The following is a 1,624-nucleotide window of genomic DNA, read 5'->3' as shown; positions in this document are numbered from 1 at the left end:
GGCTGGCGCTGCGGCTGGCGCTGCGGCGGGCGCGGCTGGCGCTGCGGCGGGCGCGGCTGGCGAGAAGCCGGCGGTGCCGATGCGCCAGTTCACGCTGACGGGGCCCGCGATCGCCATCTGCACGGCCGGCGGATTCCTCGTTGCGGGGGCCGGATCATCCGTCGCCCTCAAGCGCGGCGAGTCGGTCTACATCACGCCCGACGAGGGCACCCTCACCTTCGCCGGCGCCGGCGAGGTGTTCCTCGCCACCATCCCCTAGTAGCAGCAGCCCCGCCCCTCACCAATTCGACGGAGATTTTGCTCTAACAACCCGGATTTGCGGCTTTCTGGCCCATTTGAGCCAGAATCTCCGTCGAATTCGTTCATCGCCGCGCGGGAGGTTCGCTGCCGCGCGGGCGGTTCGCTGCCGCGCGGGCGGGGCGGCGAGCGCGGTGGGTTCGCGCACGGGAACGGCGGGCCTCCCCAACCCGCGGGTGCGGAGCGTTGTCCCCAGGCTGACGGATGCCGCGGCGCGGGCCCGTCTCCGCTGCGAGGCTCCGGGGCATGCGCTCCCTCGCCCAAGACATCATCGGCCATGGACTATTCGTCAAGCGCGCCACGCTCCGCGCCCGAGGCTGGAGCGATGGCCACCTCCGCGGCGAGGTGAACCGCGGAACGATTGTGCGGGTGCGCAAGGGCTGGTATTCGGTTCCGTCGGCGCCGCAGTCGGCCGTCGAGGCGTTCCGGATCGGCGGGCGGCTGGCCGGATTGAGCGCTCTGAAGTCCTACGGCATCTGGACCCCGGCCACGAGGAAGCTTCACGTGAGCGTCCCCGGCGGCGCGCGGGCATTGCGGCGGCCGACCGACATGCGCGCACGGCTGCACGTGCTCGACGGTGTCCGGTGCCGGGTGACCTGGGGCGATGACGCGTGGGAGCGGCGTGGGGACAGCGTGTGGCGCACCAGCGTGCACGAAGCCCTGGTGCATATTCTGAACAACCACGACCGGGTCACGGCGATCGTGTGTCTCGATGCCGCGCTGCACAGTGCTCGGGAAAAAGGCCCCGGAATCGTCCTTGATGATCTGGGCTGGATCTTCGCCCGCGCGCCGCTCCGGGTGCAGTCTTGGCGCAGCGAGGTCGACGGGCGCGCCGGAGCAGGCGGGGAAACAGAATTCCGGCTCAAGGCACTGGCCGCCGGCATCCCGTTCGTGCCACAACCGTTCGTGAGGGGCGTCGGGAATCTCGACGGCCAGATCGGCCCGTCGACGTTCGTGGAGATCGACGGGACGGAGTGGCATGACAATCCGCTCGCATTTGAGGTCGACCGGGAACGCGATCTGCTGGTCGCGAAGGAGAACGGGCGCACACTGAGGTTCACCTACGCGCTCCTCCGCAAACGGTGGGGGTTGTGCGTTCAGGCGATGGTCACGGCGCTGGAGCACGACTACCGTCACGAGTCGTCGACCGCGTTCCCCCCATTCCCCGGCCGGATGCCGCCGGTCGCCGGCCGCCTCGGGTAGCGACCGGCCCGATTCCCGGTTGCCGCGGTAGCCGGCCCCGGGCCGTGCCCGGCCCCGCCGTGTCCGCTGGCCCGGCTCGCCCGCCCGCTGGCCCGGCCGTGTCCGCTGGCCCGGCCGTGTCCGT

General features: G+C 71.2%; 1 protein-coding gene and 1 pseudogene. Both read left to right on the top strand.

Going from position 1 to position 1,624, the window contains the following annotated elements:
• Nucleotides 1-259 (top strand): annotated as a pseudogene (locus E3T42_RS09260) (hypothetical protein); the annotation flags it as partial.
• A gap of 284 nt (nucleotides 260-543) precedes the next feature.
• The gene (locus E3T42_RS09255; RefSeq protein ID WP_134365874.1) at nucleotides 544-1,500 is read left to right on the top strand and encodes a hypothetical protein; all 957 of its coding nucleotides are present in this window, start codon (nucleotides 544-546) and stop codon (nucleotides 1,498-1,500) included.
• Nucleotides 1,501-1,624 lie beyond the last annotated feature (124 nt).

The sequence above is a fragment of the Cryobacterium sp. TMT4-10 genome (assembly GCF_004403275.1).
GTDB lineage: Bacteria > Actinomycetota > Actinomycetes > Actinomycetales > Microbacteriaceae > Cryobacterium > Cryobacterium shii.
This window is presented reverse-complemented; position numbering and strand designations above follow the sequence as displayed.

Bases quoted from the DNA above. Each gene is read 5' to 3' on its own strand.
- E3T42_RS09255 (WP_134365874.1), top strand. From the start codon at position 544: ATGCGCTCCCTCGCCCAAGACATCATCGGCCATGGACTATTCGTCAAG.